Source organism: Streptomyces sp. NPDC026092 (genome assembly GCF_040638605.1).
In the GTDB taxonomy this organism is placed as follows: Bacteria; Actinomycetota; Actinomycetes; order Streptomycetales; family Streptomycetaceae; genus Streptomyces.
Window position 1 is genome coordinate 417,537 of the sequence record NZ_JBEZYN010000003.1, and the last position, 15,788, is coordinate 433,324.

The following is a 15,788-nucleotide window of genomic DNA, read 5'->3' on the forward strand; positions in this document are numbered from 1 at the left end:
GGCGCCGGTCCCTCCTCGGGACCGGCACCGGGTCACACCGAAGGGTCCTGCGGTCCCCGGCGCCCCGAGAGGACCTCTCCGTACGCCTGCATCAGGTCGGCGAGGCGCAGCGTCGCGAGGTCGTCGCGGGTCGGCGTGCCCGGGTACCCCGAGAGCCGGAGGTCGCGGTACGCGCAGGACTTCTCGTACAGCGTGCGCAGGAAGCGGCCGTTGCCCAGCTCGTCGATCCAGCCCTGGTCGACGACGTGCCCGCTGATCGAGCGCAGCTCGTCCAGCGCCTCCTCGTCCCAGCCGTCCCCGTTCGCCGCCGCGAGGACCTCGCCGATGGCGGTGAGTTCGAGCGGACGGTACGAGGGGAAGTCGACCCGGGTCGTGAAGCGGGAGGAGAGCCCGGGGTTGGTGGCGAGCAGCCGGTCCATGCCCTCGGGGTAGCCCGCCAGGATCACCACCAGGTGGTCGCGGTTGTCCTCGGCGCGCTTGAGGAGGACCTGGAGCGCCTCGTCGCCGTAGGCGTCGCCCTTGCTGTAGCCGGTGTTGGAGAGCGAGTAGGCCTCGTCCACGAAGAGGACCCCGCCGATGGCCGAGTCGATCAGCTCGTTCGCCTTGACGGCGGTCTGGCCCAGGAACTCGCCCACGAGGTCGGCCCGTTGGGCCTCGACCAGGTGGTCTCCGCCGAGCAGCCCGAGCGCGTAGAAGACCCGGCCGAGGATGCGGGCGACGGTGGTCTTCCCGGTGCCCGAGGGGCCGGAGAAGACAAAGTGACGTTTCGGCGGCTGGACGGGCAGGCCCTGCCCGGCGCGCAACCGGGCCATCTCCAGCTGCGCCGACAACGCTTTGACCTGCCGTTTCACCGGCTCCATCCCGACCATGCGCTCCAGCTCGGCGAGTGCCTCGGCCAGCAGGGCGGGGTCGGTGGGGCTCGCGGGGAAGCGCGGCGGGGCCGGCTGGGCGGGCAGGGACGCCTTCTGGCGTACGACGTCGGGGGGCTCGGGCGGCCCCGCGGGGACCGGCGGGGCGGGGGCCGGGGGCTCGGAACCGAGCCGCAGCCCGTCGGGGGAGGGGCCGTCGACGTCGGTGGTCTGCGCCGCGTCGGCGGCGGTGTCCTGGCCGACCCCGCCGAGCGCGACGGTCGCGAGCCCCGCGGGCTCGTCCGGGCCCTCGAAGCCGTCGTACTCGGTGATCGCCGCGAGCCGGGCGGCGGTGTCCATGAAGGCGGGGTCGATCCGGTGCACCGCCCGGTAGAGGGGGAGCGCGGCGGCGCTCCGACCGGTGCCCTCGTGCGCCCTGGCCAGCCAGTAGCGCAGCTCCTTGCGCTGCGGCTGTTCGCTGCGACAGCGCATCAGGGCCGACGAGAGCAGCGGCTCCGCCTGGCCGTACATCTCCAGGCGGACCCGGGCCATCCCGCCGAAGAGGCCGGCCTCGATGCCGAGGAGGGGATCGTCCACCAGGGTCTCGGTGTGCCGGACCAACTGGTCCCAGTCCTTGACCAGATAGGACCGGCAGGCGTGCAGGAAGCGGACCTGCGGATCGGTGTCGACCGGCGGAAGGCCCGCCAACGCCCGGTCCAGCTCGGGCACATGGCGGCCGTCGAGCCAGTGCGAGGCGTGCGCGAGGAGCAGATCGCGCGGGCTCTCCAGGACGGGCTGCACCCACCAGCCCAGCCAGTACCAGGAGTTCAGGGTCCGCCGGTGGCGTGCGCGCTGCTCGCCGAACCGGTCGCGGTTGCGGTACATGCGCAGGAGCGCGGTGGTGGTGTCCACCCGCAGCGCGTGCAGCCCGAGCCAGGCGTCCGCCATGCCGGGGTCGATCCGTACCGCCGTCCGGAACTCTTCCTCCGCCTGCGGATAGGCGCCCATCGTGTAGGCGTCTACTCCCCGCAGCCAGGCGAGTTCGGCCGGGGCCGGTCCGCCCTGCGTGCCGATGTCCATCGGGTCCCCCACAAAACGTGCCCCCGTTTGCTGTCCCGGCTGGCGGGTGCCCGCCGGAAGCCGTACAGAACCGCCTTCTCGTGGACGGGAATTGACCCCACCGAAGGGCATCGTACCTGCGCAGAGGGGGCGCTACTAAGGAGAAGCGCATGATCCGGTAGCCGTGACCCTGGGTGAGCATCAAGGTCGTCGACGGCTCGGAGAAAGGGATGATCGGGGCAGAACGAAGCCCCCGATCACGGGGGAACAACCGGGGGCTTCGTGTCCGCGGCGGCTCCGAAAAGCCGCACATTGAGAACGTAAGACCTGTACGCCCCTTGGGTCAAGCGGAGTTGAGGCACTTGCGGAAGTCGACTTTCGGCTACTCATTTCCGTGTGCGGGAGCTGTCACGTTCCGTGATGAACTGGTTCGGGCCTGCGGTCACTTGAGGCCCAGGGAGCAGTTCGTAGCCCCCTGGACACTCCTGTACCAGGGTGTCGGCGAAGGGCCGCGAAGGGTCCTCGGAGAAATGGCGAGTCTCCGCCACCGTCCATCCGTCCCAGAACGCCGACTGCGCAGGTCCGTCCCTGTGCCGGCCGCGCGCCCAGGACTCCTCGGGGTCCCGCTCCATCCAGAGCAGCGCCGCGAGGAAGGGGCGCAGCGCCCGCCTTCCCGCGCCGACTCCCTCGACCAGGACGACCGGAGCCGGGGGCAGCTCCCGGGGCGCGCCGAAGGCCCGCAGATTCCAGTCGTACGGGTGATAGGGCGCGACCTCGCCCCGGGAGAGGGGCAGGAGCACCTGCTCCCGCATCCGCCCGGTCCACGCGAAGAGCTCCTCGTGGCTCGCGAGGTCGTCGAGGTGGAGGACGGGCGCGTCCAGGAGTCCGGCGAGCCGGGCGGCGAAGGTGGACTTGCCCGAGCCCGCGTGACCGTCGACCGCGATCAGCCGGACCGGCCCGCAGGACGGCGGCAGGGCGCGCAGTGCGGCGGCGGCCCGGCGGAGAGCGAGGTCGGGGTCGCGGTCGGGGGCGAGGTCGGTCCCGTCGGTCATGCGGCAAGCGTATCGATTCCGCGTGGCGGCGCCGCAGTTCAGGGGCGCGGAGCTGCCACTGGTGGAGACCAATATTGGTCCGGCGACGCGTGCCGAATCGCTGGCCGAAGCGCTCCGGGAGCGGCGATAGTGGTCCACGCTTCCACCCCTCGCGCAGCCCGTCCGTCGCCGTCGTCCGTCGCTCCCGACTGGAGGTCGTCACCGCTCATGGCCGACTCCGCTCCGCGTAGAACCGTCCTCGCCGCAGCCCTCGCCGCCGTCGCGGGCACGGCCGTGGCCTCCACCGCATCGGCCGCCGTCGCGGCCGACCGCACCGGCCGCCGCCAGGCCCCGGAACCCGCGCTCGTCGACAACCGCTTCTGGGTCTCCTGGACCGACTGGTGGTCGGGCGCCCACGCCGCCACCCGCCTCGTCCTCGGCCCCCGCCCCGGCCTGGTGATCGGCGGACCGGCCGGGGTCACCGACTACCGCGACCCGCACACCGGTACGACGTCCACCTGGGAGTACGCGACCTGGACCTCCCCGGTCCACACCTCCTCCGTACCGGCCACCGAGGTCATCGCCTCCTGGAACGCGGCGACCCCGCCCGGTACCTGGATCCAGATCGAGCTGCGCGGCACGTACACCGACGCCACCACCACCCCCTGGTACGTGATGGGCCGCTGGGCGTCCGGCGACGGCGACATCCGGCGGACCTCGGTCGACGACCAGAGCGACGGCCGCAGCTCGATCTGGACCGACACCTTCGCCGTGGACGACCCCGCGAGCGGGCTCCGGCTGGCCTCGTACCAGCTGCGACTGACCCTCCACCGGACCCCCGGCACCCGGCTCACGCCCACCGTGTGGCGGCTCGGCGCGATGGCCTCCGACATCCCCGACCGCTTCACCGTGCCCGCCTCGACGCCCGGCCTCGCCCGTGAACTGGCGGTGCCGCGCTACTCGCAGAACACCCACGTCGGCCAGTACCCGGAGTACGACAACGGCGGCGAGGCCTGGTGCAGCCCGACCTCCTCGCAGATGATCGTCGAGTTCTGGGGCCGCCGGCCCCGCCCCGAGGACCTCGCCTGGGTGAACCCGGACTTCGCCGACCCCCAGGTCTGCCACGCGGCCCGCTTCACCTACGACCACCAGTACGAGGGCTGCGGCAACTGGCCCTTCAACGCCGCGTACGCCGCCACCTACCCCGCCATGAACGCGGTGGTGACCCGGCTGCGCTCGCTCACGGACCTGGAGACCCTGATCCGGGCGGGCATCCCGGCCATAACGTCCCAGTCCTTCCGCAAGGAGGAACTGACCGGCGCCGGCTACGGCACCTCCGGCCACCTGATGACCGTGATCGGCTTCACGGGGACCGGCGACGTGATCGCCAACGACCCCGCCTCCCCCAGCAACGAGGCGGTCCGCCGGGTGTACGCGCGGCGGGAGTGGGAGAACATCTGGTTGAGGACAAAGCGGTACGACGCGAACGGCAAGGTCAGAAGCGGTACGGGCGGTGTCTGCTACCTCTTCTGGCCGGTCAAGTCAGCACCAAGTCAGCACCGCGCACTGCGGGCGCTCGGCCTGGTGTGAGCATGTGCGGCCCCCTAGCCGTGTCGATGACAACGGGGCGTATTTCGCGATGTACTCGCCGGGGGCGTACCGTGTGGCGAATCACCTGCCGTCCCATTCGCATAGTGCCGTCGCGCGTGTCCTCCGGGAAGATTCTGAAAGATTCCCTTACCGGTTTCGCAACCCGGCATGCGCCATTTCGCCAGAGACAGGCGAGGTCCGATCGCCTTGGCGATGGCGGTCAACTCGTCCGAGGCTGGAGACTTTCCCTTCACTGCCGGGGAGGGATATCCAGCTTCTTGGCCTGCACCATGGGTTTCATGGGAATCCCCGTTCCGGCACCGCACGGACGGCTCCCGCCGTCGGGGGTGCCCGGCGGAATCGGAATGAAGCGTGAGCACGCTCTCCGGCGAGATCCGGAGCCGGCAGGACCCGATGCCTCATTGCCAGTGTCGCCGGGCGCCTGGTGCGGTGGTCTCGCTGGGCTGCCGCCCCGAGTCGTAGGCCGCGGGCGTCCGCGTGGTTGTCACTGATCGAGCGCGCGGACGTGACCTCCATCACCTTCTCTATCGCCTTCGCGATGTCGCGCTGCGCAGCGTTTGCGGAGGTTTGGGTTCCGGAAACCGAGGTGCTCATGGGTCGCGGAGATCTGACTCGCAGCTATCACTTACCAGTTGCGCAATGCCGGTTGGGCGCCACCCTTCCTGTCCTACGCGGTCTGGCTACTCACTGCGACCATCATTCTTCGAGGGCGTCGCGAAGAGCCTGCTGGGAAGTGGGGTCGTATGTCCGCAGTTGCGCATCGGTGTCGCGTCCCGCCGAGGTCGTGAACCTTCTTGACGTGGTGTTGAGGTATGCCGTTGGGTGATCCACCTACTGTGATCTGTGTGCAATACAGGGGTGGGGATTGTGAAGAGACAGTGGGTGCCTTGGCGTGCCCGAAAAGTCGTGGTCGCGCTTTGCGCTACTACGGCCGTCGGTTTCGTGGGTCCGCTCCCATCGGTTCATGCGGCCATTCCGGCCGTGGACTCGCCCGTGCTGGACGAGGCGCACCGAGCGCTCGAAGAGGCCGCTGACTCTGGCCAGCGCGTCGAGGTCGAGGGTGAACGGTCGGAGCGGACCACTGTGTTCGCCAATCCTGATGGCCAGACCTTCACGTTGGAGCAGTCCACCGTTCCGGTGCGGGTTGCCAAGCCCGGAGGCGGTTGGCAGGCGCCGGACGCGACCCTCGTCCGCAGAGCGGACGGCACGATCGGCCCCAAGGGGGCCTCGGCGGCTATGACGTTCTCGGGCGGCGGTTCTTCGCAGCCGCTCGTCTCCCTCGAGGAGCAAGGCCGCTCTCTGGAACTCGGATGGCCGGGCGCCTTGCCGACGCCGGTCGTCGACGGAACCAGCGCGGTCTATCGTGACGTGTTTCCGGATGTCGACCTGAGGGTCACGGCCACCGTCGAGAGCTTTCAGCACGTCCTGGTGGTCAAGACTCCGCAGGCTGCTGCCGAACCGAAGTTGAAGGAAGTCACCTTTGGCCTCAAGGCCAAGGGCCTAGACGTCCGTGCGGGTGCTGCGGGCAACCTCAGCGCAGTGGACGAGACCGGTAAGACGATCTTCCGTGCGCCGCCGGCGCGGATGTGGAACTCTGCGGGCTCGGCTACCGAGACCCCGGCCAAGTCGGAGGCGGCTGAGACGCCGGGTGAGCTGAATTCCGCCGCGACCTCGACGACGCGGAACTCCGCCACGGCCGTCTCGGCCGACCCTACGCCGGCTGATACATCCGAGACGGCGCCCTCTGGCGAGGGTCTGGCTCCTGGTCAGGGCGACGAGGTCAAGCGCATGGAGGTCAAGCTGGGCGAGGGCACCCTGTCCGTTGTGCCCGACGCTGCCATGCTCACCACGACCGACACTTCCGCGTTCCCCATCTTCATCGACCCGACGGTGACTTGGGGCGAGTCCGAGCGGACGCTGCTGCGGGACGACGGCTACGAGTCGTACGGTTGGGGCAACGGCTCGGACGATCGCGGCATGGGTGTCGGCAAGTGCGGAAGCTGGAACGGCTACTACTGCGGTCCCGGCTACAGGCAGCGCCTCTACTTCGAGTTCGCGCCCGACCAGCTCAAGGGCAAGCAGGTCCTCGACGCGACCTTCGCGGTGACCGAACCATGGGCTTTCCAGTGCGAGCCCCGAGTGGTTGACCTGGTCCGTACGGAGAACATCTCCTCCACCACGACCTGGGCCCCCAAGGAACTGGACTGGATGGTCGACAGGTGGGTCTCGGCTGGCCGGGGCTCGCTCTGCGACCCCGATTCCCCTGACGCGCCGATCGAGTTCAATGACAACCCGGAAGAGCCGAACGAGAACCTCACGCCGACCGTGCGTGACTTCGCGGCCGGCAAGTTCTCCCGGCTCACGCTGGAGCTGCGTGCCAACGACGAGACGGACACCTCGGCCTGGAAGCGGTTCAAGAACGACGCTGTGCTCCGGGTTGACTACGTGGCTATCCCGGCGAAGCCGACCGGGGTTGGCATCGTGGGTGGATCCGGCGCGGTCTGCAGCACCAATGCCGCGGACCCGACGATTGTCTCCGACCCGACTCCCACGCTGAATTCGACGCCGCAGACCGCAGCCGGCGGCGAGGTGGGCGCGAAGCTGAAGGCTTGGTTCCGTATCGAGACGCAGGCCACGAACGGCACATGGTCCGGCTCTGGCATCGCCGTTCCGGGAGGCAGCGGCTTCGTCGGCGACAACGTCAAGGTCACCCACTCCTGGGGCGCCAGCCTTGCCGAGGGGCCTCTGCACAAGTACATGTCGCTGACGCAGGTGTACTACGACAACGGTGCCCATGCATCGTCCTCGGGCTACAGCCCCCACTGCTACTTCAAGGTCGACCCGACGGCTCCGAAGGCCCCCACGGTGGCGTTCAACGGCCCGTACCTCGAGTGCCTGTCCGACGACTGCGCGGGCGCCGGTGCTCCGGGTGTGGCGGGTGGTTTCACCTTCGGCCCCGCACCTGGTGACACCAACAAGCAGTACGAGTACCGCTTGCTGCCCGCAGCCACCACCTGGACCACGCTCGGTGCCGGCGCCCTGAATGCGACCGTCAACCCTCCGGCCGCCGGAACGTATGTCCTGGAGGTCCGGGCGAAGGACGCCTTGGGACGCGCGGGCGCCACGAAGGCGGTCCAGTTCAAGGTGGCGAGCGGTGCGGAGGCCGTTGGCCGCTGGAGCTTCGATGAGCCCGATGGTGCGGCTCTGGACAAGGCCCCAACTGGGGGCGCGTCCAACGTGACGCTGGCTGGCCTTGTCGACCGGGACAGCCGAGGTCGACGCGGCCTGATCACGCACGATGACAAGGGATCGCAGCTGGAGACCCCCGTCACGGACAAGGGCCTCACGTACGGCGGCACCAGCGGCTACGCGGCGACAACCGGACCCGTTGTGGGCACGGGATCGTCCTACACCGTCTCTACGTGGGTGCGTTTGGAGGACGGCAGTCGTACGAGCACGGCTCTGAGCCAGGACGGCGCCATGACGCCCGCCTACTACAGTGCCTTCTACCTCGGCTACCGGTCGGACTCCAAGAAGTGGGAGCTGCGCACCTCGCCGAAGGATGCGGCGGACGGTGACATCAGCTACCAGATTGTCCAGTCCAAGCGTCCTGCGGTGCTCGGTGCGTGGACACATCTGGCTGCCGTCTACGACAACGACGCCAAGGTGATCAAACTCTACGTCAACGGTGAACTCCAGGGCACCGACACCGTCGCCCAGTCATGGACGGCCACGGGGAAGTTCCAGATCGGCCGGGTCTGGTGGCACAGCGGGTACTACGACTACTGGAAGGGCTCGATCGACGAGACAGCGGCCTGGCAGCGCGCGCTCAACGACGCGGAGATCGCGGACGAGGCCCGGCTGACGATGCCCGGCGGCATGAACGGAGTGGAACTCGTCGGCAGCTGGACGGCGGCCAACTGCAACGGCACCATCGTCGGCGACTCCGTCTCGGAGTACGGCCGCGCCATGCAGTTGGAGGGTGGCGCGGCGCACGTCGGCGAGGAGATCGTGCTCGACGGCGTGGACGATGCAATGACGGTTGCGGCCCCGGTCATTGACGACACGGGTTCGTTCACGGTGTCGACTCAGGTCGCCCTGGACAGCAGCAAGGCGCTCACGAAGGCCAACGGCTACGTCGGTCAGGTGGTCGGCCAGCGCACGGCTGACGGTTCCGCTTGGGGCCTGTGGTTCCAGAAGACCGGCACCAAGTCGGACTGGAACGAGGAGACGATGCAGGAGGAGACCTACCCTGTCGGCTTCTGGTTCTTCGGCCGGCTCAAGGCTGACGGGTCGTTCGAGGCGGTGCAGTCGGAATTCGAGGCCGTCATGGGCGCGACCGTCCGGCTGACGGGCATCTTCGACGCCCAGAGCGGTGAGATCTCCCTGCGCGTCGGCAGCTTGCAGAACGGCGGCTGGAAGGCGTACACCGCCGAGGCCGGCACCGGCGGGCTCTCTGTCGGCAAGGCCATGACCGGCGGGACGTGGAAGCACTTCTTGCCGGCCAAGGTCACCGACGTGCGGATCTGGGTCGGTGCCATGAACAACGAGAGCCAGATCGACGCTCAGATCGGTTCCTGACCGGACCGCTTCGTCGGGCCGGGCGGCAACGCGAGCGCGTGCGTGCCCGGCCCGACCCATGTCCCGGGCGCACGACGCCCACTTCACAGTCAGTCAAAGGGTGGGAAAGGGTATCTGTGGCATTCGGCATAGGTAGTTCACGCACACGGAGGGGCAGAGCAGGCCGCAAGCGTCGCCGGGCGCTCGTAGTCCTGCCACTGGCCCTGGCACTGTCCGTTCCGATCGGTCTCACACCGGTCGTGGCAGCGGACGCAAAGCCGGGCGGACTCGGTCGCCCCGACCTGCCCGAGCAGCGGGTCAGCAAGGTCAGGACCGTCAGCGGGCAAGGGGCGAAGAAGGCTCGCGAGCAGGTTGCCAAGGATCTGCGCGACAACACCGCCCAAGCGCTGCGAGCCCGTTCCGAGCGGCAGCATGGTGGCGGATGGCCGAAGGCCAGCGCCGCCAGCCTGAAGCTCACCGCCGGCGATGCCGATGCAGCCCCGGGCGGTCTTCCGGTCACTGTTGCTCCCACGAGCGGCAAGACCGGAGCCGACGCGGGAACCGAGGCGACCGTCACGGTCCTTGATCAGTCGGCGGCCGACAGGCTCGGTATCACGGGCGTCGTGCTGACAGCGGCAGCCGACACGGCGGGCAAGGCCCGAATCGGTGTCGATTACGGCAGTTTTGCCTCCGCGATCGGAGGCGGCTGGTCAGGCCGCCTCCAGCTCGTCCAGCTTCCCGCATGCGCCCTGACGACACCGGCCAAGACCGAGTGCCGCACGCAGACCCCGCTCGGCTCGCGCAACGACGCCGGTGAGCAGACCGTCTCGGCCGACGTCACCCTCACGGCGGCGCCCGGTGGTCCGGTACCGCAACTCGGCGCTGCTTCCTCTCCGGGAGCCACGGTCCTCGCCCTCACCGCAGGTGGCGGAGGCCAGTCGCCGAAGGGCACGGGCGATTACAGCGCGACGCCGCTGGCCTCGTCGTCCTCTTGGGCGGGTGGAGGTAGTTCGGGCGCGTTCACCTGGACGTACGGTCTCTCGACGCCGCCTGCGGCGGCAGGGCCGTCGCCCTCGCTGACGTTGTCGTACGACTCGGGCAGCGTCGACGGGCGTACGGCCACCACGAACAACCAGCCCACCTCGGTCGGTGAGGGTTTCTCCCTGACCGAGTCGTACATCGAGCGGACGTACGGCAGTTGTGACGACGACGGCCAGACGGATGTCGCCGACCGCTGCTGGACATACGACAACGCCCGTCTCGTGCTCAACGGCAAGTCCTCCCGCCTGGTGAAGACCTCGACGGCCGGTGTCTGGAAGCTGGAGAGCGACGACGCCTCCAAGGTCACCCGCCACACCGGTGCCACGAACAACGACAACGACGGCGAGTACTGGACGCTTGTCACCGGCGATGGCACGAAGTACGTCTTCGGCCAGGACAAGCTCGACGGGGCCACCACCCAGCGCACCAACTCCACCTGGACCGTGCCCGTCTTCGGCGACGACAGCGGCGAGCCCGGCTACGACGCGGGCAGCACCTTCGCCGACCGTGCCGTGACCCAGGCCTGGCGATGGAACCTCGACTACGTCGAGGACACCCAGGGCAACGCGGCCACCTACTGGTACGCCAAGGACACCAACTACTACAAGAAGAACAAGGCCACCAAGGCCGACACCGAATACGTCCGCAGCGGCCACCTGACGGAGATCAAGTACGGCCTCCGCAAGGACGCCCTCTTCACCGACAACGCCGACGCGAAAGTCACCTTCGGCTACGCCGAGCGCTGCACCGCCGCAGCCTGCACCTCGCTGACGAAGGAGACGGCAGACAACTGGCCCGACGTCCCCTTCGACGCGATCTGCGCCAAGGACTCGACCGAGTGCCTGACCCAGTCCCCGTCCTTCTTCACCCGCAAGCGCCTCACCGACGTCAACACGTTCTCCTGGAACGCGGCGACCAGCGGGTACGACCCTGTGGACACATGGGCGTTCACCCAGGAATTCCTCGACGGCGGCGACATCGGCGACACCTCCGACCAGGTGCTCACCCTCAAGTCCCTCAAGCGCACGCCGAAGGCCGGCGCGGCCATCCCGACGAATCCGATCTCGTTCACCTACCACATGCGCCCGAACCGCGTGGACGGCACGGACGACATCCTTCCCATGACCCGGCCCCGCGTCTCCTCCGTCACCACGGAGACCGGCGCGATCACCTCGGTCAACATGTCCGCGCCCGAGTGCGTCCGCAGCCAGGTCCTCACCGCGCCGCAGGACACCAACACACGCAACTGCTACCCGAGGTTCTGGAACATCAACGGCGCCCAGAACGCGTCCGTCGACTGGTTCCACAAGTACCGCGTCCTCAGCGTGGTCGTCTCCGACCCCGCCGGCCAGAACGACGCCGTCGAGAACGAGTACGTCTACAACGGCGCCGCCTGGCACTATGACGACGACCCCTTCATGCCGAAGGCCGAGCGGACCTGGTCCGACTGGCGCGGCTACCGCGAGGTCACCGTCTACAAGGGCTCGCGCAACGTCTCACCACGATCCAAGACGGTCTCCCTGTACATGCAGGGCATGCACGGCGACAAGGACAAGGACGGCACCACCAAGTCTGTGTCCCTCGCCCCGCTTGCCCAGCCTGCCATCGGCGTGCCCGCCATCCAGGACAGCGGCATGTACTCGGGGGCGCTGCGGGAGCAGGTCACCTACGACGGCGCGACCCCGATCTCGGCCACGGTCAATGAACCCTGGACCCAGGAGACCGCGCGTCAGACAGGCGTGCCCGACGCAGGCGACCATGTCGCCCGCTTCGTGAAGACGAAGAAAACCACCAGCTACACGCACCTCACGGCCGAGGGCGCCTGGCGTTCCAGTGCCGTCGAAACGCTGGACTTCGACCACTACGGCCGGGCAGTCAAGGTTCTCAACACCGGAGACCTCGGTAAGACCGGCGACGAGACCTGCACCCAGACCTGGTACGCCGACAACGACAGCGCTGGCCTCAGCAACCTCGTCTCGCGTGTGCGCACCGTGTCCCTGGGCTGCTTGTTCGCCGAGACCGACCTGAAGCTGGAAGTGGCCGACGGCACACGCGGGAACGTGCTCGCGGACACGGCCACCGCTTATGACGGCCTCGCGTGGACCACCACGATGAAGCCGACCAAGGGCCTTCCCACCTGGGTCAGCCGTGCCAAGGCATATGGGGCGGGAGGGGCGGTCACCTGGGACCTGGGCACCACCACGGCCTACGACACCCTCGGCCGGCCCACCAAGGTCACCAACGCTGACCAGAAGTCGACCACCACGACCTACACACCAACCGACTCCGGACCGCTCGCCCGGACGATCAACGCCAACGCCGCAGCTCACCAGACCGTCACGTTCATCGACCCGCGTCGCGGACAGCCCCTTCGCATCTACGATGCGAACTCGCGGAAGACGGAACTCGCCTACGACGCGTTCGGCCGACTGACCGACGTCTGGCTGCCCAACCGAATCCGCGGCTCCCAGAGCCCCAACAGCAAGTACGCGTACAGCCTCAGCAACACCCAGCAGTCCTGGGTCTCCACGTCCTCCCTGAAGGCCGACGGCGAGACGTACAAGACCAGCTACACGATCTACGACGCCCTGCTGCGACCACTCCAGACCCAGACGCCAACCCCGCAGGGCGGACGGCTGCTGACGGACACCCGCTACAACACACGCGGCCTCGCCTCCGAGACCTACGCGGACATCTTCGACAACACCAGCACCCCCAACGGCACCTACACCCGAGCCGAGTACGGAGAGGCGCCGAAGCAGACACTCACCACCTTCGACGGCGCGGAGCGCGCCGTCACCAGCAGCCTGCTCGTCCTCGGCGTCCCCAAGTGGACGACCACCACCAACTACACCGGCGACTCGGTGGCCACCACAGCGCTCGACGGCGGATCTGCAACCCGCACCATCACCGACGCTGTGGGCCGGACCACGGAGACCCGCGAATACGCGGGCACCAGCCCGGCGGACACCCAGTACGGCGCAACGCTCGGCTCGTCCTACACGTCGACGAAGTTCGCATACACCCTCGACGGCAAACAGACCAGGATCACGGGCCCCGACGGCGCTGCGTGGACCTATTCCTATGACCTGTTCGGCCGCCAGAAAAGTGCGACCGACCCGGACAAGGGCACGACGGCTACGGAGTACGACCTTCTCGACCGGGTCGTGAAGACGACCACGGGCGGGAAGAGCGTCGTCACCGCCTACGACACCATCGGGCGACCGACCGCAACATGGGCGGGCACGGCGACAGCCGCGAACCTGCTCACCAATCGCACCTACGACAGCCTTCTCAAAGGTTTTCCGACCTCGTCCACCCGCTACGTCGGCGGCGAGACCGGATCGGCCTACACCAAGTCCGTCACGGCCTACGACATACTGAACCGTCCCACGACGACCGAACTCGCGCTCCCAGCCGCGGACCCGATCACCGCGGCCATCCCCGGAGGGAAGCTCTCACACACGAGCTCCTACCGGATCGACGGAACGCTGGACACCGCGTCCGAGCCCGCACTCGGCGGACTGCCGTCCGAAATCGTCAAGTACGGCTACGGCGACCTCGGCCAGCTCACTTCGGCCAAGGGCACGACCGACTATCTCCAGAACGTCGACTACTCGGCGCTCGGCCAGGTCCGGCAGCTCACGCTGGGCGTGGGCGGCACCGGTAGCCGGAACGTCTACGTCACCAACTCCTACGAGGCTGGCACCGGCCGACTGACCAACAGCAATGTCACGGACCAGACCCACCCGTACATGCTGCAGAACCTCACCTACACCTTCGACCAGGCCGGCAACGTCACCTCGATTGCCGACCCCACCACCCTCGGCGGCACCAGCCAGGCCGAGACCCAGTGCTTCACCTACGACGGCCACCGCCGCCTCCTCGAAGCCTGGACACCCACTTCCAAGAACTGCGCCGACGCGCGCGACGTGAATCAACTGTCCGGCCCGGCACCGTACTGGACCTCGTACACCTACAACCAGGCCGGCCAGCGGAAGACCGAGACGCAGCACGCACCCTCGGGCAACACCCAGACGACGTACTGCTACAACGCAACCGACCAGCCGCACGCCCTCCGCTTCACCACCGCCCGCACCGAGTGCGGCACGGTCGACCCGGCCAAGGACAAGGTCTACGACTACGACACGTCCGGCAACACCACCAAGCGCCCCGGCGCCACGGCTCAGCAGGATCTCGTCTGGTCGCAGGAGGGCAGACTCGACAAGCTGACCAAGGAAGGCAAGGACACCGACTACCTCTACGACGCGGACGGAGAACTGCTCATCCGCGGCACGGAGGGTGGCGAACGCATCCTGTACGCGGGCGGCACCGAACTCCACATCCCCTCAAGCCAGGGGTCGGCAGCCTGGGGCCAGCGCACCTACAGCGCCGGCGGGGTAGCGATCGCGCTGCGGTCGACCCAATCCGGAATCAACAAGGTCTCCTTCCTCGCTGGCGACCACCACGGCACCCAGAGCCTGAACGTCAGCTCGGACAGCGAACAAACCGTCACGAAGCGCTTCATGAGCCCCTTCGGCTCGGACCGAGGCGGCTCCGTCGGCACATGGCCCTCCGACAAGGGCTTCCTGGGCAAGACCCTCGACAGTGCAACCGGCCTCACACACATCGGGGCCCGCCAATACGACGCGTCCATCGGACAGTTCATCAGCGTCGACCCCGTCCTCAGTCTTGACCAGCACCAGTCCCTCAACGGCTACAGCTACGCCAACAACAACCCCACCACCACCACCGACCCAACAGGCCTTCGGACGGATGACGGTCCAGCTGACCCGAAGGGCGACTGTATGCGGGTCCCTGAAGCCTGCCTCAAGCGGTCGATGGCGACGACAAGTGGCGCCAAGACCGGAAGTACAGGCGGCGGTGGCGGTGGGGGTGGCACCGCAGGGCAGGACGGAACCGCTGGCACCACGATCGTCTTGGCTGAAGCAGCTGACAGCCCGGAGCCGCAGAAGTATCAGTACCAGGCGCCGAATGGGGTATGCATCTACGCTATGGCTGGCTCCTGTGCACCTCCAGCCGCGCCTCCAGTATCCACCGACATTCCGGACCTTCCCTGCCTGGCAGGGGACCCTGCATGGGTTTGCGGAGTTCGAAATAACCTGTACAAGTTCGCCGCACTTTCGGGAATGCAGGGTGGCTCGATAGGTTTCTTCGGTCTTCGCCCGGGGACCCGATGGAATCAGGCAGTTCAACTCCCGGAGGGGATTACAAGGGGGCAATTCTCCGAAATCGCAACCGTATTCCGCCAGGAACTGAAAATCAAGGCGAATGTTGTCGTTCAGGGCAGTAGGGTCACTGGAAACGTATCCGGCAGATCGGACCTTGATGTCGCAGTTCGCGTGTCTCCTGGTACCTTTGATGCGCTGGTTGCGGCGCGATGGCCTAACGCGAACCCCGGTTCATCGAAGGCGCGAACGAGAGACCATGCGATTGCAACCGGCAAGATTACAGCCGGAGATGCGAGGCCAAAGTTGAGTGGAATCAGGGATCAGGTGCAAGCAATCCTGGGTGACGAGGTCCACCATGTAGATGTGTCGATCATCCGAATGGGGGGTGAATTCGACAATGGTCCGTTCATCGGAATCGGACGGTAGGTTCGGATTCGACCTGGATT

General features: G+C 67.8%; 5 protein-coding genes. 3 read left to right on the plus strand and 2 right to left on the minus strand.

Features of this window, described 5'->3' with window-relative positions; translation table 11 throughout:
- Positions 1–32: 32 nt before the first annotated feature.
- Both AB0F56_RS06940 and AB0F56_RS06945 read right to left on the minus strand, forming a co-directional pair.
- Positions 33–1,928 (minus strand): AAA family ATPase, encoded by a 1,896-nt coding sequence (locus AB0F56_RS06940; protein ID WP_362004936.1) that lies wholly within the window; start codon positions 1,926–1,928, stop codon positions 33–35.
- A 365-nt stretch (positions 1,929–2,293) separates the two neighbouring features.
- The gene (locus tag AB0F56_RS06945) at positions 2,294–2,959 is read right to left on the minus strand and encodes a hypothetical protein (RefSeq protein ID WP_362004938.1); all 666 of its coding nucleotides are present in this window, start codon (positions 2,957–2,959) and stop codon (positions 2,294–2,296) included.
- Positions 2,960–3,166: 207 nt separating this feature from the next.
- Here AB0F56_RS06945 and AB0F56_RS06950 point away from each other — a divergent pair, with 207 nt between their 5' ends.
- The 3 genes from AB0F56_RS06950 (at position 3,167) to AB0F56_RS06960 (ending at position 15,768) form a co-directional block, all read left to right on the plus strand.
- Positions 3,167–4,528: a peptidase C39 family protein gene (locus tag AB0F56_RS06950; RefSeq protein ID WP_362004940.1), complete on the plus strand. Its 1,362-nt coding sequence runs from the start codon at positions 3,167–3,169 to the stop codon at positions 4,526–4,528.
- 1,014 nt (positions 4,529–5,542) lie between these two features.
- Positions 5,543–9,130: a LamG-like jellyroll fold domain-containing protein gene (locus tag AB0F56_RS06955; protein WP_362004943.1), complete on the plus strand. Its 3,588-nt coding sequence runs from the start codon at positions 5,543–5,545 to the stop codon at positions 9,128–9,130.
- A gap of 239 nt (positions 9,131–9,369) precedes the next feature.
- On the plus strand, positions 9,370–15,768 hold the full coding sequence (locus tag AB0F56_RS06960; RefSeq protein WP_362004946.1) for an RHS repeat-associated core domain-containing protein: 6,399 nt from the start codon (positions 9,370–9,372) through the stop codon (positions 15,766–15,768).
- Positions 15,769–15,788: the final 20 nt, after the last annotated feature.

Bases quoted from the DNA above. Each gene is read 5' to 3' on its own strand.
- AB0F56_RS06940 (WP_362004936.1), bottom strand. From the start codon at position 1,928: ATGGACATCGGCACGCAGGGCGGACCGGCCCCGGCCGAACTCGCCTGG.
- AB0F56_RS06950 (WP_362004940.1), top strand. From the start codon at position 3,167: ATGGCCGACTCCGCTCCGCGTAGAACCGTCCTCGCCGCAGCCCTCGCC.
- AB0F56_RS06945 (WP_362004938.1), bottom strand. From the start codon at position 2,959: ATGACCGACGGGACCGACCTCGCCCCCGACCGCGACCCCGACCTCGCT.